General features: G+C 61.1%; 20 protein-coding genes, 2 tRNA genes and 1 pseudogene. 3 read left to right on the top strand and 20 right to left on the bottom strand.

Annotation, left to right across the window (positions count from 1 at the left end; translation table 11 throughout):
• Positions 1-8 precede the first annotated feature (8 nt).
• The 9 genes from nusA to ftsH all read right to left on the bottom strand — a co-directional run bounded on the left by nusA (position 9) and on the right by ftsH (position 7,768).
• Positions 9-1,490, bottom strand: coding sequence for a transcription termination factor NusA (nusA, locus tag LRS11_RS09220; protein ID WP_260496525.1), 1,482 nt, complete (start codon positions 1,488-1,490; stop codon positions 9-11).
• A gap of 83 nt (positions 1,491-1,573) precedes the next feature.
• A complete protein-coding gene (rimP, locus tag LRS11_RS09215) occupies positions 1,574-2,032 on the bottom strand; it encodes a ribosome maturation factor RimP (RefSeq protein ID WP_182833103.1) in 459 nt (152 codons plus the stop codon).
• Between the two features lie 127 nt (positions 2,033-2,159).
• Positions 2,160-2,236 (bottom strand) — tRNA-Met (locus LRS11_RS09210).
• Between the two features lie 95 nt (positions 2,237-2,331).
• Positions 2,332-2,417 (bottom strand) — tRNA-Leu (locus LRS11_RS09205).
• 12 nt (positions 2,418-2,429) lie between these two features.
• Positions 2,430-2,813, bottom strand: a complete 384-nt coding sequence (secG, locus tag LRS11_RS09200; RefSeq protein ID WP_260496524.1) for a preprotein translocase subunit SecG — start codon at positions 2,811-2,813, stop codon at positions 2,430-2,432.
• A 3-nt stretch (positions 2,814-2,816) separates the two neighbouring features.
• Entirely contained in the window at positions 2,817-3,572 is a 756-nt protein-coding gene (gene tpiA, locus LRS11_RS09195) for a triose-phosphate isomerase (RefSeq protein WP_260496523.1), read from the bottom strand.
• 64 nt (positions 3,573-3,636) lie between these two features.
• Positions 3,637-4,974, bottom strand: coding sequence for a phosphoglucosamine mutase (glmM, locus tag LRS11_RS09190; protein WP_260496522.1), 1,338 nt, complete (start codon positions 4,972-4,974; stop codon positions 3,637-3,639).
• Between the two features lie 17 nt (positions 4,975-4,991).
• Positions 4,992-5,843: a dihydropteroate synthase gene (folP, locus tag LRS11_RS09185; RefSeq protein WP_260496521.1), complete on the bottom strand. Its 852-nt coding sequence runs from the start codon at positions 5,841-5,843 to the stop codon at positions 4,992-4,994.
• Positions 5,844-5,851: 8 nt separating this feature from the next.
• On the bottom strand, positions 5,852-7,768 hold the full coding sequence (gene ftsH, locus LRS11_RS09180; protein WP_260496520.1) for an ATP-dependent zinc metalloprotease FtsH: 1,917 nt from the start codon (positions 7,766-7,768) through the stop codon (positions 5,852-5,854).
• 730 nt (positions 7,769-8,498) lie between these two features.
• Here ftsH and yhbY point away from each other — a divergent pair.
• Positions 8,499-8,810, top strand: a complete 312-nt coding sequence (yhbY, locus tag LRS11_RS09175) for a ribosome assembly RNA-binding protein YhbY (RefSeq protein WP_173209404.1) — start codon at positions 8,499-8,501, stop codon at positions 8,808-8,810.
• A 9-nt stretch (positions 8,811-8,819) separates the two neighbouring features.
• Here yhbY and LRS11_RS09170 read toward each other — a convergent pair whose 3' ends face one another.
• The 8 genes and pseudogenes from LRS11_RS09170 to grpE form a co-directional block, all read right to left on the bottom strand.
• Positions 8,820-9,257, bottom strand: coding sequence for a DUF4149 domain-containing protein (locus tag LRS11_RS09170; protein ID WP_260496519.1), 438 nt, complete (start codon positions 9,255-9,257; stop codon positions 8,820-8,822).
• Positions 9,235-9,711: a transcription elongation factor GreA gene (greA, locus tag LRS11_RS09165; protein WP_260496518.1), complete on the bottom strand. Its 477-nt coding sequence runs from the start codon at positions 9,709-9,711 to the stop codon at positions 9,235-9,237. Before greA ends, LRS11_RS09170 begins: the two co-directional genes overlap by 23 nt.
• A complete protein-coding gene (gene carB, locus LRS11_RS09160) occupies positions 9,708-12,929 on the bottom strand; it encodes a carbamoyl-phosphate synthase large subunit (RefSeq protein WP_260496517.1) in 3,222 nt (1,073 codons plus the stop codon). Before carB ends, greA begins: the two co-directional genes overlap by 4 nt.
• A 35-nt stretch (positions 12,930-12,964) precedes the next feature.
• The gene (carA, locus tag LRS11_RS09155) at positions 12,965-14,101 is read right to left on the bottom strand and encodes a glutamine-hydrolyzing carbamoyl-phosphate synthase small subunit (protein WP_260496516.1); all 1,137 of its coding nucleotides are present in this window, start codon (positions 14,099-14,101) and stop codon (positions 12,965-12,967) included.
• 185 nt (positions 14,102-14,286) lie between these two features.
• On the bottom strand, positions 14,287-15,090 hold the full coding sequence (dapB, locus tag LRS11_RS09150) for a 4-hydroxy-tetrahydrodipicolinate reductase (RefSeq protein ID WP_260496515.1): 804 nt from the start codon (positions 15,088-15,090) through the stop codon (positions 14,287-14,289).
• A 10-nt stretch (positions 15,091-15,100) separates the two neighbouring features.
• The gene (dnaJ, locus tag LRS11_RS09145) at positions 15,101-16,228 is read right to left on the bottom strand and encodes a molecular chaperone DnaJ (protein ID WP_260496514.1); all 1,128 of its coding nucleotides are present in this window, start codon (positions 16,226-16,228) and stop codon (positions 15,101-15,103) included.
• 120 nt (positions 16,229-16,348) lie between these two features.
• On the bottom strand, positions 16,349-18,265 hold the full coding sequence (gene dnaK, locus LRS11_RS09140; protein WP_260496513.1) for a molecular chaperone DnaK: 1,917 nt from the start codon (positions 18,263-18,265) through the stop codon (positions 16,349-16,351).
• Between the two features lie 112 nt (positions 18,266-18,377).
• Positions 18,378-18,948, bottom strand: a pseudogene (gene grpE, locus LRS11_RS09135) (nucleotide exchange factor GrpE).
• A 282-nt stretch (positions 18,949-19,230) separates the two neighbouring features.
• On the opposite strand from grpE, the gene recN reads away from it, so the two are divergent.
• Positions 19,231-20,904 (top strand): DNA repair protein RecN, encoded by a 1,674-nt coding sequence (gene recN, locus LRS11_RS09130; protein ID WP_260496512.1) that lies wholly within the window; start codon positions 19,231-19,233, stop codon positions 20,902-20,904.
• Positions 20,905-20,963: 59 nt separating this feature from the next.
• Here recN and fur read toward each other — a convergent pair whose 3' ends face one another.
• Positions 20,964-21,374 carry a ferric iron uptake transcriptional regulator gene (gene fur, locus LRS11_RS09125; protein WP_173209422.1) on the bottom strand — a complete coding sequence of 137 codons (411 nt, stop codon included), beginning with the start codon at positions 21,372-21,374 and terminating at the stop codon, positions 20,964-20,966.
• Between the two features lie 97 nt (positions 21,375-21,471).
• Here fur and LRS11_RS09120 point away from each other — a divergent pair, with 97 nt between their 5' ends.
• Positions 21,472-21,987, top strand: coding sequence for an outer membrane protein assembly factor BamE (locus tag LRS11_RS09120; RefSeq protein ID WP_260496511.1), 516 nt, complete (start codon positions 21,472-21,474; stop codon positions 21,985-21,987).
• A 54-nt stretch (positions 21,988-22,041) separates the two neighbouring features.
• Here LRS11_RS09120 and LRS11_RS09115 read toward each other — a convergent pair whose 3' ends face one another.
• Together LRS11_RS09115 and LRS11_RS09110 are read right to left on the bottom strand one after the other, a co-directional pair.
• The gene (locus LRS11_RS09115) at positions 22,042-22,362 is read right to left on the bottom strand and encodes an RnfH family protein (protein WP_173209425.1); all 321 of its coding nucleotides are present in this window, start codon (positions 22,360-22,362) and stop codon (positions 22,042-22,044) included.
• Complete coding sequence (locus LRS11_RS09110) at positions 22,355-22,789, bottom strand: type II toxin-antitoxin system RatA family toxin (protein WP_260496510.1); 435 nt, start codon at positions 22,787-22,789, stop codon at positions 22,355-22,357. The genes LRS11_RS09115 and LRS11_RS09110 overlap by 8 nt, the downstream gene beginning before the upstream one ends.
• Between the last annotated feature and the right edge of the window lie 49 nt (positions 22,790-22,838).

Here is a 22,838-nt window from a genome sequence, read left to right as displayed (position 1 = left end):
CGTAAAACTTACTCGAACCAATGGGCTCGGGCGGCCATGATCAGCTTGCCGGCACGCTCTTGGTCGATGCCGTCGATGTCGAGCAAGTCGTCAATCGACTGCTCGGCCAGGTCTTCGCGGGTAACAACACCGCGTACTGCCAGTTCTTGCGCCAGGTTCTTGTCCATGCCTTCCAGGGACAGCAAGTCCTCGGCGGGCTGGGCATCGGCCAGCTTCTCTTCGTTGGCGATGGCTTTGGTCAGCAGACGATCCTTGGCACGAGCGCGCAGCTCGTTGACGATGTCCTCGTCGAAACCGTCGATGCTGAGCATCTCTTCCATCGGCACGTAGGCGATTTCTTCCAGGCTGGTAAAGCCTTCTTCGACCAGCACCTGGGCCAGCTCTTCGTCGACTTCCAGCTCGTCGATGAAGTTCTGCAGGATGTCGCCGGTCTCGGCTTGCTGCTTGGCTTGGATGTCGGCCTCGGTCATCACGTTGAGCGTCCAACCGGTCAGCTGACTGGCCAGGCGCACGTTCTGACCGCCACGACCAATGGCCTGAGCCAGGTTGTCTTCGCCAACGGCGATATCCATGGCATGGGTGTCTTCGTCAACGATGATCGCCGCCACTTCGGCCGGGGCCATGGCGTTGATCACGAACTGGGCGACGTTGTCGTCCCACAGCACGATGTCCACGCGCTCGCCACCCAGCTCGCCGGAAACGGCCTGCACACGCGAACCGCGCATGCCGATGCAGGCACCCTGCGGATCAATACGCTTGTCTTTCGAGCGCACGGCGATCTTGGCGCGCGAACCCGGGTCACGGGAGGCGGCCATCACTTCGATCAGCTCTTCGGCGATTTCCGGCACTTCGATGCGGAACAGCTCGATCAGCATCTGCGGCGCGGTGCGCGACAGGATCAGCTGCGGACCACGGTTCTCGGTGCGGATTTCCTTGAGCAGGGCACGCAGACGGGCACCGACGCGGAAGGTTTCCCGCGGGATGATGTCTTCGCGGGCCAGCAATGCTTCGGCATTGTTACCCAGGTCGACGATCACACTGTCGCGGGTCACTTTCTTCACGGTACCGGAGATGATCTCGCCAACACGCTCGCGGTAGGCGTCAACCACCTGGGCACGCTCGGCCTCGCGCACTTTCTGCACGATGACCTGCTTGGCGGTTTGCGCAGCAATGCGACCAAACTCGATCGAATCGACCGGCTCTTCAACAATGTCACCGACCTTGGCGCCCGGCTTCTGCTCCTGGGCCTGCTCGACAGTCAGCTCGGCTGCCGGGTTTTCCAGGTCGTCTTCCTCGACCACATTCCAGCAGCGGAAAGTCTCATAGTTACCGGTGTGGCGATTGATCTCCACACGCAGCTCGACCTCGTCGTCAAAACGCTTTTTGGTCGCCGTCGCCAGAGCCAGCTCCAGCGCTTCGAAAATTACACTGGCCGGTACGCCTTTTTCGTTGGATACCGACTCTACAACCAGCAGTACTTCTTTACTCATCGTACGCCTCGCCTTTCGCAATCCATTGAAGCCACGCAATCCGCGCTAACTGCGCAATCCGCGTACTCCGCGGGATCCGCGCCTCAGTCAAAACGGGGGATAATGTTGGCCTTGTCGATCAGGTCGATCGGCAACAGGTATTCGTGGTCATCCACCAGCACCACCACGTCCTGCTCCTCCACACCGCGGAGAAGGCCCTGGAAATTGCGTCGCCCATCAAATGGTGAACGCAACTTGATTTTCACTTGCTCGCCAACGTGCTTGGCAAACTGCTCAAGAGTAAACAACGGTCGATCCATGCCTGGTGACGACACCTCGAGGGTGTACTCACTGGCAATCGGATCCTCGACATCCAGCACACCGCTGATCTGCCGACTGACCTTTTCACAATCTTCAACCAGCACACCATCTGCCTGGTCGATATAGACCCGGAGCAAGGAATGCCGACCCTGAGACAGGAACTCGACACCCCAGCACTCGTAGCCAAGCGACTCCACTACCGGGGCCAACAAGGCCTGCAACTGCTCTAGCTTGCTCGACACCTGAACCCCTCCGTGCATGTCGTACAAATAAAAAATGGGCGAAACGCCCATCATCGAGCCACTCAGAAAAACTGGCGGCGGACTGTCCAGCTAGCAAAAAGCCCCTGAAAAGGGGCTTCTATACCACTGGTTGCGGGGGCTGGATTTGAACCAACGACCTTCGGGTTATGAGCCCGACGAGCTACCAGACTGCTCCACCCCGCGTCAAAGCTGGGGCGAAAGTATACGGCTGACACCCCTTCCGGGTCAACCGAACCACCAGAAACAACAGAGCCCGCACAAAGCGGGCCCTGTTGATTTGGTACCGAGGAGGGGACTCGAACCCCTACAGCCTATGGCCACTACCACCTCAAGGTAGCGTGTCTACCAATTCCACCACCTCGGCAAAAAACGGGTGTTACTTCTGCTCCGGAGCGCTCGGCACATCAGCTGCTTCAACAGCTGGAGCCTGCTCTTCGAGCACCGGCACATCTTCGACAGCCGGCTTTTCCTGTTGCACTTCAAGTACCGCCGGATCTGGCAGGCCTGCTTGCGTTAGCATATCAGACTTTTCTTTAGCAAAGAACGCTAAACCCAAGCTGGTAATGAAAAAAATCGCAGCGAGTATACCGGTAAAGCGACTCAGAAAGGTAGCCGAACCCTGACTACCGAAGACAGTAGCCGAAGCACCAGCACCAAACGAAGCACCTGCATCGGCACCCTTACCCTGCTGCAGCAGCACCAGCGCAACCACACCGATGGCAACCAGCAGATGGACAACAATTACGACTGTTTCCAGCATTTTTCAGTTTCCTGCAGCGCGACAGATCGCACCAAACTCATCTGCATTCAGAGAGGCTCCACCAATGAGCCCCCCATCGATATCCGGCATGCCGAACAGTTCGGCAGCATTCGCAGCTTTCACGCTGCCGCCGTACAAAATCCTAACCCCGCGCGCAACCTCGGCATTCTCCGCCGCCAGTTGCGCACGTATGGCCGCATGGACATCCTGCGCCTGCTGTGGCGATGCAGTCAGCCCGGTACCAATGGCCCAGACCGGCTCATACGCAACCACAGCACGAGCAAAAGCCCCCACACCCAACTCTTCAATCACGCTACCGAGCTGACCAGCAACCACCTCAAGGGTCTTGCCAGCCTGACGCTGCTCCAGCGTTTCACCCACACACAGCACAGGCACCAAACCACAGGACTGCGCCGCAGCAAATTTGCGACTGAGGATATCGTCGCGCTCACCCAGAATCTGGCGACGCTCGGAATGCCCAACCAACACCAGCGAACAACCTGCATCCGCCAACTGGCTGGGCGCTACCTCTCCCGTCAAAGCACCCTGCATCGGCTCTACAGCACAATTCTGGGCACCAACGGCGATCGACTTACCTTCCAGACCCGCAATAACCTGGTTGATGTAAAGGCAGGGCGGAAAAACCGCAACTTCCACACCACTCGGCAATGCAAGCTGACGAAGGCCCTTGATCAGCTCTGCGACGCTGGCGCGGGTACCGTGCATTTTCCAGTTACCAGCTACCAGGGGGCGACGCATGCCAGACCTCGTCGATCAAAGTGGGCGCAGATGTTACCCAAGAGCATCTGCACTGGCAAGCCAATCAGGCACAGACTTCAGCGACTACTTTCGCCAACTCTTCGGCATAGCCGCGCACCTGCGCCTCATCCTCACCCTCGACCATCACGCGTACCAACGGCTCGGTGCCGGACTTGCGCAGCAATACTCGCCCACGCCCCGCCATGCGCTCGGTCACCCGCGCGCAGGCATCTTTGACCGCAGGGTGCTCGATCGGATCGAGACCACCGGCAAACCGCACATTGATCAGCACCTGCGGACACTTACGCAAAGCCTGGCGCGCTTCAGCCAGGGTCTGACCGCTACGCTTGAGCGCCATCAGCACCTGCAGAGCGGCAATGATCGCATCGCCGGTAGTGGTGTGCTGGAAACACACCACATGCCCTGAATTTTCCCCACCCAGCTGCCAGTCACGCTCCTGCAGCTCGGCCATCACGTAGCGGTCGCCCACCTTGGCCCGCGCGAAGGGAATACCCTGCTCGGCCAACGCCAGCTCCAGGCCCAGATTGCTCATCAGCGTCCCCACCACGCCACCGCCGAGCTTGCCGCGCTCCTGCAGGTCACGCGCAATGATGAACAGCAGCTCATCACCATCCACCACAGTGCCGTCATGATCGATCATCAGCACGCGATCACCATCACCATCGAAGGCAATCCCCAGATCGGCCTGCTGCGCCAGCACTTCCGCCTGCAACGCAGCGACATGGGTCGAACCACAATCATCATTGATATTGAGCCCGTTGGGCTGCACAGCCAGAGTCGAAACCTGCGCACCCAACTCACGGAAAACGCTGGGCGCAACTTTATAGGTAGCGCCATGAGCGCAATCGATTACCAGCTTGAGCCCGGCAAAGCTGGTGCTGGTGGGCACACTGCTCTTGCAGAACTCGATGTAGCGCCCAGCCGCATCATTGATGCGCGAAACCTTGCCGAGCTGCGCCGACTCGACCACCGTCATCGGCTGATCGAGCAGCTCCTCGATCATCAACTCGACCTCATCCGGCAGCTTGGTGCCCTTGCCGGAAAAGAACTTGATGCCATTGTCGTAGTGCGGATTATGCGAAGCACTGATGACGATCCCTGCCTCGGCCTGGAAGGTACGCGTCAGGTAGGCAATCGCCGGAGTGGGCATAGGCCCCAGCAGCATGACATCAGCACCCGAGGCCACCAACCCGGCCTCCAGGGCAGACTCGAACATGTAGCCAGATATGCGCGTGTCCTTGCCAATCAGAATGCGGCACTTACCCTGCTTGCGAAACGCCATACCGGCCGCCCAGCCAAGCTTGAGCATGAAGTCTGGAGTGATAGGAAATTGCCCGACATGGCCGCGAATACCGTCAGTGCCAAAATATTTTCTACTCATAAACACTCCACTCGCTTTTATTCTGCAGCCTGCACGGCCGCAATCATGCGCACGGCATCGACAGTCTCAGCAACATCGTGAACGCGCAGGATGCAGGCACCCTTGTCGACGGCCAGAGCCGCCAGCGCCAACCCACCATAGAGACGCTCGCCGACTTCACGACCCAGCGCCTGGCCGATCATGCTCTTGCGCGAAACGCCGACCAGCAACGGCCGGCCCAGCACATGCAACCCTTCCAGATGTTTGAACAGGCTCAGGTTATGCGCCAACGCCTTGGCAAAGCCAAAGCCCGGATCGAGCACGATGCGCTCAGGAGGAATACCCACCGCCGCACATGCAGCCATGCGCTCAGTTAAAAAATCACGAACCTCCACCAGCACATCTTGGTATTGCGGGCTTTCCTGCATGGTGCCGGGCTCGCCGCGCATATGCATCAGGCAGACTGGCAAGCCAGTGTCAGCTGCCGCTTCAAGGGCGCCATCACGGCGCAGCGCGCGCACATCATTGATCAGCCCCGCACCCAGACGGGCGCCCTCGCGCATCACCGCTGGCGTCGAGGTATCCAGGGAAATCACCACATCCAGCTCGGCGACAATAGCTTCGACCACCGGAGCCACACGCTCCATCTCCTCGAGCGGCGAGACAGGCCGCGCACCCGGCCGGGTCGACTCGCCACCGACATCGATCAGTGTTGCGCCCGCCGCGACCATTTCCGCCGCATGACGCAACGCCGCATCCCGCGCAGCGAAACGACCACCATCGGAAAAGGAGTCAGGGGTGACATTGAGGATGCCCATCACTTGCGGACGGCTTAAATCAAGAAACCGGCTACCACAGGGCAGCCGGTCAAAGATTGGCACAACAGACATTGGCAACCTTAGTGCTCGGCGGCAGGGCCACCAATAGGCTTTTCTGCTGACTCAGCAACTGCAACAGGCGTTGTAGGCGTGCCGTTGTTGTCGCCACCACCCTGCCAGCCTTTCGGCTCGCGTGGAGCGAGGCCGTTCATGATGTCATCGATCTGATCGGCGTCGATGGTTTCGTACTTCATCAGCGCCTCAGCCATTGCATCGAGCTTATCGCGATTGTCCTGCAACAGGCGCTTGGCGGTGGCATAGCACTGATCAATGATACTGCGCACTTCCTGATCGATCAGCTTGGCAGTATCGGCAGAGACATTGCTGTGCTGACTACCCATGCTACGACCGAGGAACACTTCACCTTCTTCTTCGGCATACATCAGCGGGCCGAGCTTTTCCGACAAGCCCCACTTGGTGACCATATTCTTGGCCAACTGGGTGGCGCGCATGATGTCGTTGGAAGCACCTGTAGTGACACCATCGAAGCCCAGGGTCATTTCCTCGGCAATACGGCCGCCGAACAGCGAGCAGATCTGACTGGTCAGGGCGCGCTTGCTCAGGCTGTAGCGATCCTCCTCAGGCAAGAACATGGTCACACCCAAGGCCCGCCCGCGCGGGATAATCGACACCTTGTAGACAGGATCATGCTCAGGCACCAGACGCCCGACAATGGCGTGGCCAGCCTCGTGGAAAGCTGTATTAAGTTTCTCCTTGTCCGACATGACCATGGTCTTGCGCTCGGCGCCCATCATGATCTTGTCTTTGGCCAGTTCGAACTCTTTCATCTCGACCAGACGCTTACCGGCGCGGGCCGCAAACAGCGATGCCTCGTTGACCAGATTAGCCAGATCGGCACCGGAGAAACCTGGCGTGCCGCGTGCGATAACCGCAGGAACAACATCCTCGCCCATCGGCACTTTGCGCATATGCACCTTGAGGATCTGCTCGCGACCACGAATGTCCGGCAAACCCACCACAACCTGGCGATCGAAGCGACCCGGACGCAGCAGCGCCGGATCCAGCACGTCGGGACGGTTAGTCGCAGCAATGACGATGATGCCATCGTTCATTTCAAAGCCATCCATCTCCACCAGCAACTGGTTGAGCGTCTGCTCACGCTCGTCGTGGCCGCCGCCCATGCCAGCACCACGATGACGGCCAACGGCGTCGATTTCATCGATGAAGATGATGCAGGGCGCGTGCTTTTTGGCTTGTTCGAACATGTCACGCACACGGGACGCACCAACGCCGACAAACATCTCGACGAAGTCCGAACCGGAAATGGTGAAGAACGGTACTTTCGCTTCGCCGGCAACTGCTTTTGCCAGCAAGGTCTTACCGGTACCTGGCGAGCCAACCATCAGCACGCCGCGCGGGATACGCCCACCGAGGCGCTGGAACTTGCCCGGATCACGGAGGAACTCGACCAGCTCACCGACTTCTTCCTTGGCCTCGTCGCAACCGGCGACGTCAGCAAAGGTGGTCTTGACCTGATCTTCCGAGAGCAGACGCGCCTTGGACTTGCCGAAGCTCATCGGCCCGCCCTTGCCGCCGCCACCGCCCTGCATCTGGCGCATGAAGAACATGAACACGGCGATGATCACCAGGATCGGGAAACTGGCCACCAGCAACTGGGTCCAGATGCTCTGACGCTCCGGCTGCTTGCCGACGATCTCGACGTTGTTGTCGATCAGATCCTTGATCAACCCACGGTCTTCGATAGCCGGACGCACGGTCTCGAAGGTGGTGCCATCGGCGTTCTTTCCACTGATGATGTAGCCATCCACCGTGACCTGCTTGACCCGACCTTCCTGCACCTGCTGGATGAACTCGGAATAGTTCAGCTTGCCGGACTCGCTGGGCGTGGAGAAGTTGTTCATCACCGTGACCAGAACGGCCGCGATGATCAGCCACAGGATCAGGTTCTTTGCCATGTCGTTCAATTAGCTACCCTCTGAAGCGAGCCCCGTCCTGAAACGCGCTTCGCAAAACGGCTTGAGATATACACGCCTAACTTACTACACAACCCTGCCCCTGGCAGGTGCCGTCTGTAACCCTTTATGAGCACTGTGGCGCAGCAACCTGCGCCATGCCCACAGCTGTCGACCAGTCTAGCCCCAGCGAAAAACCCGCGCGGGCAGGTATTGCTCGCGGAAGCGGCCGTGCAGCAACAGCGTTATTTCACATATTGGGGCCATATCGGAATTCACAAGGCCTAGCGCACAACCGCCGACACGCTCGACCATCCGCATAAATGCCCCTGACCGGCAAAGCCCTCACTGAATAAAGACAACACCCGCACTACCGCACCAGGAAGCCCAAGGCAATCAAGCGCCCAGCGGCGCAGCATCCGAGCGATAACCGTCTACCTATGTGATTTTGGCGTACGGATCAGCGAAGCGCTCTTTTCGACCCATACCCACCAGCCCAGAGCCGACCACAGAGCAGTTCATCTGCAACGGCCAGTGATTAGCTGGGCGCACGTCAGCACGCTCGGGTAAACTACGCCGTTTTTACAGTTCAGAAGCCACCCGCAACCTCGGCATGCGAGGCCAGACTTGGCAAAAAGGTTGGAGAAACTGCGCCATGCGCGCCTTCCAGCTTTCGCCCAAGCAGGTCAAACGCATTCCGTTTCCGGCAGCTTCCCCGTCGCAGGATCAGATCATGGCGCTTACCAACGAGCAGAAGAAACACTTCAAATCTATCGGCCACCACTTGAAGCCGGTATTGATTGTCGCCGAGAACGGCCTGACCGAAGGCGTACAGGCCGAATTGGAGCGCGCACTGAGTGATCACGAATTGATCAAGGTGCAGTTCCGCATCACCGAGCGTGACGATCGCCGCGCCCTGATCGAGGAACTGAGCAAGGTCGGCCGCTGTGAAGTGGTGCAGATCATTGGCAAGATGGCCCTGGTCTACCGCAAGAACCCCAAGGCCAACAAGAACCTGTCCAACATCCACCGCTATCAGGCCTGATAGCGGCAGTCAGCGCCCCGCCCGCTGCCCCGGCAGCGGCTGCAACACCAGTAGCACGCCGCACAACGCCAGCACCAGGTAGTTGAACAGCAGCCAGCGCGCCGCATCCGGCTGCCACTCGCGCACTGCAAAGTACGCCAGCGCCATCCCCAGCACCGCTAGCAGCAACTGCCCACGCATATCACGCCAGAGGCTGCGCACGCCTTCGGCCTGCATCAGCACTGCCACCTGCAACAATGCACAGAACGCAGCGAAACCGATCAGCAAGGGATTGAGGGTCGCGCCGATCGTCTCGATCAGCAGCGGCGCCAGACCGATCTTCTCCAGCGCCGGCAGCATGACGAAGTGCAACAGCCACAAGCCGCCGACCCAGAAGGTCTGGGCCAGCTGCCAGCTGATCGCCCCCGCACGCGGCGGCTGACGCTTAAAGATGACGGACTTCGACAATCTCGTACTCGACCACACCGCTCGGCGTCTTCACCGTGACCACATCCCCCTCCTCCTTGCCGATCAAGGCACGGGCGATGGGTGAGCCAACGGAAATCTTGCTCAGCTTGATATCGGCCTCGTCCTCACCAACGATCTGGTAGGTGACGCTCTCGTCGGTCTCGCAGTTGGCGATCTCGACGGTGGTGCCGAAAATCACCTTGCCGGTGTGGGCAATGGTAGTGACATCGATGATCACCGCATTCTGCAGGCGGCCTTCGATATCGCGAATACGCGCCTCGACCATGCCTTGCTGCTCGCGCGCGGCGTGGTATTCGGCGTTTTCCTTGAGATCACCCAGCTCACGCGCGGTACCGATGTCCTGGCTGAGCTTGGGGCGCACCACCTTGGTCAGATGAGCGTGCTCTTCCTCCAGGGCGCGAGCGCCCTGGACGGTCATGGGGTATTTGGTCATGCCTTGATTCCTGCATGCAGATCCTGCAGCCGGCGCACGGTCTTCTCGGGACCGAACTTGAGCGCCTCGCAGATCGCCTGCCCCGCCGCGATGGTGGTGGTGCAGTAGATCTTGTGCTGCAGAGCGTTACGACGAATGGAGTAGGAGTCAGCAATCGACTGACGGCCTTCGGTGGTGTTGATGATCAGGGTGACTTCGTCGTTCTTGATCATGTCGACCACGTGCGGACGGCCTTCAGTCACCTTGTTCACCCGACGCACTGGCAGGCCAGCAGCCTCAATCAGCTTGGCGGTGCCGGCGGTAGCCACCACTTCAAAACCCAGCTCGATCAGGTCACGGGCAACGCCCGCTACCAACGGCTTGTCATCGTCACGCACACTGATGAAGGCACAACCGGAGTTCGGCAGCACCTCACTAGCCCCCATCTGCGCCTTGGCGAAAGCCTCACCGAAGGTATCGCCCACGCCCATCACTTCACCGGTGGACTTCATCTCTGGGCCGAGGATCGGGTCGACGCCAGGGAACTTGGCGAACGGGAATACCGCTTCCTTGACGCTGAAGTACGGCGGGATGATTTCCTTGGTGTAACCGGCATCGGCCAGCGACTTGCCAGCCATGACACGGGCAGCCACCTTGGCCAGCGAGACACCGACGCACTTGGACACGAACGGCACGGTACGCGAGGCGCGCGGGTTCACTTCGATGACGAAGATATCCTCGCCCTGCACGGCCATCTGCACGTTCATCAGGCCGACCACACCGAGCTCCAGGGCCATTTTCTTGACCTGCTCGCGGATCTCGTCCTGGATGTGCATCGGCAGCGAGTACGGCGGCAGCGAGCAGGCCGAGTCACCGGAGTGCACGCCAGCCTGCTCGATGTGCTGCATGATCGCGCCGATCACCACGCTCTCGCCGTCACACACCGCGTCGATGTCGACTTCGATGGCGCAGTTGAGGAAGTGGTCGAGCAGCACCGGGCTGTCGTTGGAGACTTTCACCGCTTCACGCATGTAACGCTTGAGCTCGTCTTCCTGATAGACGATCTCCATGGCGCGACCACCCAGCACGTAGGAGGGGCGCACCACCAGCGGGTAGCCGATAACCTTGGAGTGAGCCAGGGCCTCGTCTTCGCTGCGCGCGGTGGCGTTGGCCGGCTGACGCAGACCGAGACGCTGAACCATCTGCTGGAAGCGCTCGCGGTCTTCGGCGCGGTCGATGGCATCCGGCGAAGTACCGATGATCGGTACGCCGGCTTCTTCCAGGGCACGGCAGATCTTCAGCGGGGTCTGCCCGCCGTACTGCACGATCACGCCTTTCGGCTGCTCGACGCGGACGATTTCCAGCACGTCTTCCAGGGTCACTGGCTCGAAGTACAGGCGATCGGAGGTGTCGTAGTCGGTGGACACGGTTTCCGGGTTGCAGTTGACCATGATGGTCTCGTACCCGTCTTCACGCATGGCCAGCGCGGCGTGCACGCAGCAGTAATCGAACTCGATGCCCTGACCGATACGGTTGGGGCCGCCGCCGAGGATCATGATCTTCTCGCGGCTCGACGGGTTGGCCTCGCACTCTTCCTCGTAGGTCGAGTACATGTAGGCGGTGTCGGTGGCGAACTCGGCGGCGCAGGTGTCGACGCGCTTGTACACCGGCAGCACTTTCAGCTTGTGACGATGGCTGCGCAGGTTCTTCTCGGTGACGCCAAGCAGCTTGGCCAGGCGCGCGTCGGAGAAGCCCTTGCGCTTGAGCTTGTACATGGCGTCGCGGTCGATGCTGGACAGGCCGAGGGTCTTGACCCGCTCTTCGTCCTTGATCAGGTCTTCGATCTGTACCAGGAACCACTCGTCGATGTTGGTCAGCTGGAAGATTTCCTCGACGCTCTTGCCCGCACGGAAGGCATCGGCGATGTACCAGATGCGGTCGGCACTCGGCACGGTCAGTTCGCGACGCAGGGTGCTCTCGGCTTCCGGATCGTTCAGATCGAGCTTCGGATCGAAGCCGGAGACGCCCACTTCCAGACCGCGCAGAGCTTTCTGCAGGGACTCCTGGAAGGTGCGACCGATGGCCATGACCTCACCCACGGACTTCATCTGGGTGGTCAGGCGGGCGTCGGCCTTGGGGAATTTCTCGAAGGCGAAACGCGGGATCTTGGTCACGACGTAGTCGATGGCCGGCTCGAACGATGCCGGGGTGCGGCCGCCGGTGATGTCGTTGCTCAGCTCGTCGAGGGTGTAGCCGACAGCCAGCTTGGCGGCGATCTTGGCGATCGGGAAGCCGGTGGCCTTGGAAGCCAGCGCAGAGGAACGCGACACGCGCGGGTTCATCTCGATGACGACCATACGGCCGGTGTTCGGGCAGATGCCGAACTGCACGTTGGAGCCGCCAGTTTCCACGCCGATCTCGCGCAGTACCGCCAGGGAGGCGTTACGCAGGATCTGGTATTCCTTGTCGGTCAGGGTTTGCGCAGGGGCCACGGTGATCGAGTCGCCAGTGTGCACGCCCATCGGGTCGAAGTTTTCGATGGCGCAGACGATGATGCAGTTGTCCTTCTTGTCGCGGACCACCTCCATCTCGTATTCCTTCCAGCCGATCAGCGATTCGTCGATCAGCAGTTCGCTGGTCGGCGACAGATCCAGGCCGCGGGCGCAGATTTCTTCGAACTCTTCACGGTTGTAGGCGATACCGCCGCCGGTGCCGCCCATGGTGAAAGACGGACGAATGATGCACGGGAAGCCAACCTTCTCCAGCACGCCGTAGGCTTCTTCCATGTTGTGCGCGATGCCGGAAACTGGGCAGGCCAGGCCGATGTCTTTCATCGCCTTATCGAAGCGCGAACGGTCTTCGGCCTTGTCGATGGTGTCGGCATTGGCACCGATCATCTCGACGCCGAATTTTTCCAGGATGCCGTGCTTTTCCAGGTCCAGCGCGCAGTTCAGCGCGGTCTGGCCGCCCATGGTCGGCAGCAGGGCGTCCGGACGCTCCTTCTCGATGATCTTGGCCACGGTGGACCACTTGATCGGCTCGATGTAAGTGGCGTCAGCCATGGCCGGGTCGGTCATGATGGTGGCCGGGTTAGAGTTCACCAGGATGACGCGGTAGCCCTCTTCTTTCAGGGCTTTACAGGCCTGGGCACCGGAATAGTCGAACTCGCAGGCCTGGCCGATAACGATGGGGCCGGCGCCGAGGATCAGGATGCTTTTGATGTCTGTACGTTTTGGCATGTTTCTTACTCGAATCCTTGGGTCAGTCGGCTGGCTTAACGGCGCTTGGCCATGGCTTCGATGAAGCGATCGAACAGCGGAGCCACATCGTGCGGGCCGGGGCTCGCCTCGGGGTGACCCTGGAAGCTGAACGCGTCCTTGTCGGTACGCTCGATACCCTGCAGGGTGCCGTCGAACAGCGACTTGTGGGTGGCGCGCAGGTTGGCCGGCAGGCTCGGCTCGTCCACGGCAAAGCCGTGGTTCTGGCTGGTGATCATCACCACGCCACTGTCGAGGTCCTGCACCGGGTGGTTGGCGCCGTGGTGGCCGGTGCCCATCTTCACGGTCTTGGCGCCGGAGGCCAGGGCCAGCAGCTGGTGGCCGAGGCAGATGCCGAACACCGGAATCTCGGTGTTGAGCACTTCCTTGATCGCCTGGATCGCGTAATCGCACGGCTCGGGGTCGCCAGGACCGTTGGAGAGGAACACGCCGTCCGGGTTCAGCGCCAATACGTCGCTGGCCGGGGTCTGCGCCGGCACCACGGTCAGGCGGCAACCGCGCTCGACCAGCATGCGCAGGATGTTGACCTTGACCCCGTAGTCATAGGCGACCACGTGGTAGGGCAGCTCGCTGGCGGCAATTTCCGGATGACTGTCGGTTTTCAGCTCCCACACACTGGAGCGCCACTCGTAGCGCTCAGTGCAGCTGACCACTTTGGCCAGGTCCATGCCTTTCAGGCCAGGGAAGCTGCGCGCAAGCTCCAGGGCTTTTTCCTCGGTGGCGTCTTCACCAGCCAGGATGCAGCCGTTCTGCGAGCCCTTTTCGCGCAGGATGCGGGTCAGGCGACGGGTGTCGATGCCGGCGATGGCGACGGTACCGTTCTCTTTCAGGTACTCGTCCAGCGGCTGCTTGTTGCGCCAGTTGCTGGAGGTCAACGGCAGATCGCGAATGATCAGGCCGGCAGCCCACACGCGGTTGGACTCGGCATCTTCCGGCGTGGTGCCGGTGTTGCCGATATGCGGATAGGTCAGCGTGACGATTTGCTGGGCATAGGAAGGATCGGTAAGGATTTCCTGATAGCCGGTCATGGCGGTGTTGAACACCACTTCACCGATGGTATGGCCGTCGGCCCCGATTGCTTCACCGCGGAAAATGCTGCCGTCGGCAAGGGCGAGTATGGCTGGCTTAGTCAAGAAGACCTCCCTTAGATCTGAAACTTGCACAAACGCAGGTTGTAAAAAAGCGGGATGACGTATTGACCGTCACCCCGCTTCTTTATCTGATTCATTCTGCGTTACTTTTAGTGGACACACTAAAGCAGGAAGCTTACAGGAAAACGCCTTTTCGGTCCACCGCCAGGATGGACCGAAACGCTATGTCAGCTCAGTCCCAGCACATCCTGCATGTCATACAGCCCGGCCGGCTGGCTTTGCAGCCACAGCGCCGCACGCACTGCACCCTTGGCGAAGGTCATCCGACTGGACGCCTTGTGGGTGATTTCCACGCGCTCGCCGTCGGCAGCGAACAGAACCGTGTGATCACCGACCACATCGCCCGCGCGCACAGTGGCAAAGCCGATGGTCTCGCGCTCACGGGCGCCGGTCTGACCCTCACGCCCGTACACCGCGACCTTCTGCAGATCGCGTCCCAGGGCATTGGCCACTACTTCCCCCATACGTAGCGCGGTACCGGACGGTGCATCGACCTTGTGCCGGTGGTGCGCCTCGATGATCTCGATATCGACCTCATCGCCCAGCACGCGAGCGGCGGTATCCAGCAGTTTCAGGCACAGATTGATGCCGACGCTGTAGTTGGCGGCAAAGACGATCGGAATGTCCTTGGCCGCTTCCACCAGCAATTGCTTCTCTTCCACGCTGAAGCCGGTGGTGCCGATGACCATGGCCTTGCCGGCCTGACGGCAGACTTCCAGGTTCTTCAGGGTGACCGACGGATGGGTGAAATCAATCAGCACATCGAACTGATCGAGCACCGCCCCCAGATCACCGGCCAGCACCACGCCGATCTTGCCCAGCGCCGCCAGCTCGCCGGCATCGGCGCCGATCAGGCTGCTATCCGGGCGATCCACCGCGGCGGTCAGCTGGGCGCCTTCCGCCTGGTCGACCGCCTCGATGAGGATCTTGCCCATGCGCCCAGCGGCGCCCATCACTGCAATACGTCGCATAGCCGATTCCTTAGATATCACCGAAGAAGCGCTTCACGCCGTCGAACCAGCCGCTGGCCTTGGGCGAGTGGGAGCTGTCGCCTTCCAGCGACTTGCGGAACTCTTCCAGCAGCTCGCGCTGGCGCTTGTCCAGGTTGACCGGGGTTTCCACCGCCACCTTGCACAGCAGGTCGCCGGCACCGCCACCACGCACCGGAGCCACACCCTTGCCGCGCAAGCGGAACAGTTTGCCGGTCTGGGTGCCTTCCGGAATCTTCAGCTTGACCCGGCCATCCAGGGTCGGCACTTCCAGCTCGCCACCCAGCGCCGCGTCAGCAAAACTGATCGGCACTTCGCAGTACAGGTGTTTGCCGTCGCGCTGGAAGATCGCGTGCTCGCGCACATTGACCACTACATACAGGTCGCCCGCCGGGCCACCCATGCTACCAGCTTCGCCTTCGCCCGATAGGCGGATGCGGTCACCAGTATCGACACCAGCCGGCACCTTGACCGACAGGGTCTTGCTCTCTTCCACACGTCCCTGGCCATGGCACGAGCCACAGGGGTCGGTGATCATCTTGCCGTTGCCGTGACAACGCGGGCAGGTCTGCTGCACCGAGAAGAAGCCCTGCTGCATGCGCACCTGGCCAATGCCGCCGCAGGTGGTACAGGTCACCGGACTGGTGCCCTTCTTCGCCCCGGAGCCATCGCACGGCTTGCAGTTGACCAGGGTCGGCACGCGGATGGTCACGGTGGTGCCGCGCACCGCCTCTTCCAGATCCAGCTCCAGGGTGTAGCGCAGGTCGCTGCCACGCTGGGCGCCGCCACGCGAGCCGCCGCGACCACCACCGAAGAAGTCGCTGAACACGTCACCGAAGATGTCGGAGAAGTTCGCCCCGCCACCACCGAAGCCGCCACCGCCACCCATCTGCGGGTCGACGCCGGCATGCCCGTACTGGTCATAGGCCGAGCGCTTGCTGGCATCGGAGAGCACTTCGTAGGCCTCGTTGGCTTCCTTGAATTTCTCTTCCGAAGCCTTGTCGTCCGGATTGCGGTCCGGGTGGTGCTTCATCGCCAGGCGCCGGTAAGCCTTTTTCAGCTCCGCCTCGCTGACACCGCGCTCCACACCGAGCACTTCGTAATAGTCACGTTTGGCCATACATCAACACCTTTAAATTCGTCTGCTCCAGACACGCCAACGCGGGAGCAAGCTCCCGCGCGGCGAATCGCGCCTGCCGAAGCCAGGCTTCGGCAGGCTGGAACGGAAGCAAGCCGTGGCTTACTTGTTGTCCTTGACCTCTTCGAACTCGGCATCGACAACATCGTCGGCCGCGTCCTGAGCCTGGTCTGCACCCTGAGCTGCAGCACCCGGCTGCGGCTGTTCGGCATACATCTTCTGCGCCAGCGGAGCAGTGACTTCGGACAGCGCGTTCATCTTCGCTTCGATGGCCGCCTTGTCGTCGCCCTTGACGGCAACTTCCAGCTCGCCCAGCGCCTTCTCGATGGCCGCTTTCTCGTCAGCCGTGGCCTTGTCGCCGGCTTCGGTGATCATCTTGCGGGTGGCGTGCACCAGACCATCGCCCTGGTTACGCGCAGTGACCAGCTCTTCGAACTTGCGGTCTTCCTCGGCGTTGGCCTCGGCGTCACGCACCATCTGCTCGATTTCTTCCTCGGACAGACCGGAGTTGGCCTTGATCACGATGGACTGCTGCTTGCCGGTGGCCTTGTCTTTGGCGCCGACATGCAGGATGCCGTTGGCGTCGATGTCGAAGGTCACTTCGATCTGCGGCACGCCACGCGGAGCCGGCGGAATCTCGGCCAAGTCGAACTTGCCCAGCGACTTGTTCTGCGCGGCTTGCTTGCGCTCGCCCTGCAGCACGTGAATGGTCACTGCGCCCTGGTTGTCGTCGGCGGTGGAGAAGACCTGCGACTTCTTGGTCGGGATGGTGGTGTTCTTCTCGATCAGCGCCGTCATCACGCCGCCCATGGTTTCGATACCCAGGGTCAGCGGCGATACGTCGAGCAGCAGCACGTCCTTGACGTCGCCAGCCAGAACGGCGCCCTGAATCGCAGCACCGATGGCTACGGCTTCGTCCGGGTTGACGTCCTTGCGCGCTTCTTTACCGAAGAACTCGGCAACCTTCTGCTGCACCAGCGGCATGCGGGTCTGACCGCCAACCAGGATCACTTCGTCGATGCTGCCAACGTCCAGACCGGAGTCCTTCAGGGCGATGCGGCACGGCTCGATGGTACGGGTGACCAGCTCTTCAACCAGGGCTTCCAGCTTGGCGCGGGAAATCTTCACGTTGAGGTGCTTCGGACCGCTGGCATCGGCCGTGATGTACGGCAGGTTGACGTCAGTCTGCTGCGCGGACGACAGCTCGATCTTGGCCTTCTCGGCGGACTCTTTCAGGCGCTGCATGGCCAGCGGATCGCCTTTCAGGTCGATGCCGGACTCTTTCTTGAATTCGTCGACAAGGTAGTCGATCAGGCGAATGTCGAAGTCCTCACCACCGAGGAAGGTGTCACCGTTGGTGGCCAGCACTTCGAACTGGTGCTCGCCGTCGACTTCGGCGATCTCGATCACCGACACGTCGAAGGTACCGCCACCCAGGTCATAGACGATCACGGTGTGGTCGCCCTTGCCCTTGTCCATGCCGTAGGCCAGCGCAGCCGCGGTCGGCTCGTTGATGATGCGCTTGACCTCGAGACCGGCGATGCGGCCGGCGTCTTTGGTGGCCTGGCGCTGGCTGTCGTTGAAATACGCAGGAACTGTGATCACCGCTTCGGTGACCGGCTCGCCGAGATAGTCTTCGGCGGTCTTCTTCATCTTCTTCAGCACTTCCGCGGAGATCTGCGGCGGTGCCATTTTCTGGCCCTTCACTTCGACCCAGGCGTCACCGTTGTCGGCCTTGGCGATTTTGTAGGGGACCATCTTGATGTCTTTCTGCACCACGTCTTCGTCGAAGCGGCGACCGATCAGGCGCTTCACCGCGTACAGGGTGTTGTGCGGGTTGGTCACGGCCTGGCGCTTGGCAGCCTGACCGACCAGGATCTCGCCGTCGTTGGCGTAGGCAATGATGGACGGCGTGGTACGCGCGCCTTCGGCGTTTTCGATGACCTTGACGCTACCGTTTTCCAGAATGGCGACGCAGGAGTTGGTAGTCCCCAGGTCGATACCGATGATTCTGCCCATTTTTACTCTCCCGAAACTGTGTCTATAACCTTGGTTGCGCGGCCCATAGATTGGCTTGGCCGCGCCAGCACTAAATCGCTTGTACTAATAGATGGGGCCTATGCCCCGGATTTCAAGCCTGCTCGTCAATCGACGGCAGCGGCGCGCTCGGCGCCTTGCTGACCACGACCATGGCCGGGCGCAGCAGGGCGACCATTGAGCAGGTAGCCCTTCTGGAACACCTTGAGCACGGAGTTCGGCTCGACATGGGTGCTTTCTTCCATGGCCATTGCCTGGTGGTGCTCCGGGTTGAACGGCACACCGTGCGGATCGACCGCTTCCAGCTGGTAACGCTTGAGGGTGTCGTGGAACAGCTTGAGGGTCAGCTCCATGCCTTCACGCACGGCCTTGATCGCCTCATCGCTGGGGCTGGACAGCTCCAGGCCGCGCTCCAGGCTGTCGACCACCGGCAGCAGGTCGTTGGCAAACTTTTCCAGGGCGAACTTGTGCGCCTTCTCGACATCCTGCTCGGCACGGCGGCGCACGTTCTGCAGGTCGGCAGCCACACGCAGAGACTGATCCTGCGCAGCAGCCAGCTGCTCTTCGAGCGATTGCACACGGGCAATCAGATCCTCGCCAAACGCCCCCTCGGGTGCCGGATTGTCCTGCGGATTCTGTGGGTCGAGAGTCTGTTCGTCAGCCATTGGGTCCTCCTATCAATACGCCAGCGGGTCATGGCCCGCGTTTCTTCCGCCTATATGGGGCCCAAACACAGGCTTTCAAGGGTTATTGTCAGGACAAAACAAAACACTGTATAAATAGACAGCACAAAAAGCTCAAAGCCTCGCGAGCTAGAGTCAGGCAAGGCGAAAGTGGGCGAGGGCGCGGAGTTTACGAAAGGTAAATGAGCAGCCCGGGCCCAGTTTCAACGCCGCATGGCCGACGCGCAGCAGGCTTTGGACCGTTAACTTTTGGGAGCGATCTCCATGCTGGCGCACCTGTCCGTACACAACTACGCCATCGTCGAACACCTGGATCTGGAACTGGCCCGCGGCATGTCGGTGATCACCGGCGAGACCGGCGCCGGCAAGTCGATCATGCTCGACGCCCTCGGCCTGGCCCTTGGCGATCGTGCTGACAGCGGCGTAGTGCGCCCCGGCGCAGACAAGGCGGACATCCTCGCCAGCTTCGATCTGGACGACATTCCCGAGGCGCGCACCTGGCTCAGCGAACGCGATCTGGATAACGACGGGCCGTGCATCCTGCGTCGGGTGATCACCAGCGAAGGCCGCTCGCGCGGCTATATCAATGGCGCACCTTGCCCACTGGGTGACCTCAAGGCCCTCGGCGAGCTGCTGATCGACATCCACAGCCAGCACGAGCATCAGTCGCTGCTCAAGCCGGACACCCACCGCCGCCTGCTCGACGAATATGCCGGCAGCCAGGAGCTGGCGCGCCAGGTGCAGCTGGCCGCCCAGCGCTGGCGCCAGACCCGCCAGGAGCTGCAGCGCCTGACCTCGACCAGCGACGAGCAGCGCGCCCGCCACCAACTGCTCAGCTATCAGCTGGAAGAGCTGGAGAACCTGACCCTCGGCGACAACGAACTAGAACAGCTGGAACAGGAACACAAGACCCTGAGCAACGCCGAACAGCTGCTCGGCGCCTGCCGCCAGGTGCTCGACCTGTGCAGCGAAAGCGATGCCGGCAACGTGCTGTCAGCCCTGACCGCCAGCCTCAACCGCCTGGGCGCATTCAGCAGCCAGCCCGGCGCGCTTGGCGAAGCCAGCAACCTGCTGGCCAGCGCGCAGATCCAGGTCGAGGAAGCGGTCGGCGAACTGAACCGCTTTATCGACCACTTCGACGCCGACCCCCAGCGCCAGCAGATCCTCGAAGAACGCCTCGACACCATCTACACCCTGGCACGCAAACACCGCATCCAGCCCACCGAACTCGGCGAGCTGCAGCAGCGTCTGCTGGAAGAACTGGAAGGCCTGAATGCCGACGACCAGGCCAGCGAACGCCTGGCCGAAGAACTGGCGGCCTACGCCCGTCATTACCAGGAAAAGGCCAGTGAGCTGAGCGAACTGCGCCAGCAGGCCGCCAAGCGCCTGGCCGATGCCGTGCAGATCGAGATGCAGAGCCTAGGCATGCCCGGCGGGCGCTTCAGCATTCAACTGCAGGGCAGCAGCGCCGAAGAGCCGCAGCCTTATGGCCTGGAACAGGTCGAATTTCTGGTCAGCGCCAACCCCGGTCAGCCGCTGAAGTCTCTGGCCAAAGTCGCCTCCGGCGGTGAACTGTCGCGTATCAGCCTGGCCATCCAGGTGATCACCGCACAGACCTCGCGCGTACCGACCCTGGTATTCGATGAAGTCGACGTCGGCATCGGCGGCCCCACTGCCGAAGTGGTCGGCCAGCTGCTGCGCCGCCTCGGCGAGCGCGGCCAGGTACTGACCGTCACCCACCTGCCGCAAGTAGCGGCGCAGGGGCACCAGCACCTGTTCGTGCACAAGCAGCGCGGCAGCGAAGAAACCCGCACCGCTGTAGCGACCCTGGATACCGCCCAACGGGTCGAGGAAGTGGCGCGCATGCTCGGCGGCCTCGACCTGACCGAAGAGTCCCTGCAGCACGCGCGCAAGATGGTCACCAGCGCACAGAGCTGAATATCGCGCGCATGAAAAAAGGCGCCCCGCGGGGCGCCTTTTTGTCGACTCTGGCGTACTTACTTCTTCTTGCGTACGTACAGCACCAGGTTGTGGTCGACCAGCTCGAAGCCATGCTGCTTGACGATCTCTTTCTGCAGCTTCTCGATCTCCGGATCGAAGAACTCGATGACCTCGCCGCTATCGACGCAAACCATGTGGTCGTGATGACCGCCATCGGCCAGCTCGAACACGGCATGACCGCCGTCGAAGTTGTGCCGCTCGACCAAGCCCGCGGCCTCGAACTGGGTCAGCACCCGGTACACGGTCGCTAGGCCGACGTCCTCGCCCGCCTCCATCAGAGCCTTGTAGACATCTTCCGCACTCATGTGACGCTGGCCGGAAGTGGCCGAGTCGAGCATTTGCAGGATCTTCACGCGCGGCAGGGTTACTTTGAGGCCGGCTTTGCGCAGTTCGCTATTTTCAACCATGGTCAGCTTTCTCTAGGTTGCTGCTTCGCAGCTTCCGTTTATGCGGGTATGATCGGGGTTTACTTTGCCCAGCCAAGATAGTGGAAGTCACCCACCGATGCAAAACACCAAGCTCTTGCTGTCCAGCCTCACCCTCGTGAGTCTGCTCGCACTCGCCGGTTGTTCATTTCCCGGGGTTTATAAAATCGACATCCAGCAGGGCAATGTCGTAACGCAGGACATGATAGACCAGTTGAAGCCCGGAATGACCCGTCGTCAAGTGCGGTTTATCATGGGCAACCCGCTGATCACCGACACTTTCCACGCCAGTCGCTGGGATTATCTGTACAGCATCCAGCCGGGTGGCCGTCAGCGTTATCAGGAGCGTGTCAGCCTGATGTTCGGCAGCGATGACCAACTGATCGGCCTGGCCGGTGACTTCATGCCAGGTGTCAGCCGTGACCAGGCGATCCTCGGTGAAGATGGCGCGCCGACCACCACCGCCACGCCACAAACCCAGAGCGAAGAGCCGGCCAAGCCAGGCTCGCTGCTGGAACAGATCCAGCGCGAAGTGGATGCCGCCGAACCCGTACCGGTGCCGATCCCGGAGCCGCTGGAAGCCACGCCGCAGTAATCTGCAGGCACAAAAAAGCCCGGTCTGACCGGGCTTTTTCATATCTGCGCGAAACTATTCGCCTTGCTCGGCCGCCTTGGCCTGCGCCGCCTTGGCCGCACGCTGCTTGCGCACTTCTTTCGGGTCAGCGATCAGGGGACGATAGATTTCCACCCGCTCGCCCTCCTCGATCAAGCGCTCTTCCGGCTTGGCCACGGCCTTGCCAAAGATGCCCAGCGGGCTGGTAGCCAGATCCAGATCGGCAAAGTGCGCATCCAGGCCCGAACGCAATGCCACCTCACGCACCGTAGTGCCGGCCGGCACGCTCAGGCGCAGAAGTTTCTGCTTGTCCGCCAGGGCATACACCACCTCGACGAAGATATTCGGCTTATCCATAGAGTTGCTTGGCTCGCTGGCAGAAGGCATCGACCAGGGTATTGGCCGCCTGATTGAACAATGGCCCAAGCGTAGCCCGCACCAGCGGCCCGGCGTAATCGAAGGTCATGTCCAGGCTGATCTTGCAGGCCTTGTCGCCCAGGGACTTGAACTCCCACACGCCCTGCAACTGGGTAAACGGTCCTTCTTCCAGCTGCATTTCGATGGATTTGCCCGGCACCAGATTGTTGCGGGTCATGAAGCGCTGACTCAGCGAACCCTTGGCCACCGTCAGGCTCGCCCGCATCACGCTGTCGCTGGCGAGCAGCACTTCGGAGGCCGAGCACCAGGGCAGAAACTGCGGATAACTGGCCACATCGTTGACCAGATCGTAAAGCGCCTGCGCCGGGTAAGGCAGCAGCGCCGAGCGTTGGATTCGCGTGCTCATCGACTCTCACTTCGAGTACTGCATCGCGGCAGGTCACGACAAAATGCCT

Source organism: Pseudomonas sp. J452, assembly GCF_024666525.1.
Classification (GTDB): domain Bacteria; phylum Pseudomonadota; class Gammaproteobacteria; order Pseudomonadales; family Pseudomonadaceae; genus Aquipseudomonas.
Note: the sequence above shows the minus strand (reverse complement) of the source record. Positions and strands in the feature narration are given on the sequence as shown.